The sequence below is a fragment of the Halohasta sp. A2 genome, from assembly GCF_056175805.1.
The window spans coordinates 1-224 of sequence record NZ_JAQFWV010000372.1 but is presented as its reverse complement, the minus strand read 5'-3'; the positions used below and the strand labels follow the sequence as shown (position 1 = coordinate 224).

At 60.7% G+C, this 224-nt stretch carries 1 protein-coding gene; it reads left to right on the top strand.

Annotation, left to right across the window (positions count from 1 at the left end; translation table 11 throughout):
• A partial coding sequence (locus O2S87_RS19470) for a transposase (RefSeq protein ID WP_475410274.1) occupies positions 1-224 on the top strand: 224 nt, incomplete at both ends.

The following is a 224-nucleotide window of genomic DNA, read 5'->3' as shown; positions in this document are numbered from 1 at the left end:
ACCTCTCGCGGAAGGAACACGGGTCTGCGAAGTGGGAGAAACAGCGTCGAATCGTGGCCGAACGTCACGCCGATTTGAAACGGAAGCGTCGCGATTATCTCCACAAGCTCTCGAACTACTACGCTCGGGAGTACGACTTCGTAGCGGTCGAAGACCTCGACGCGAAGGGCATGGTCGAGCTACCGGGGAACTCACGGAACCGCGCAGGAGCGGCGTGGGGGATG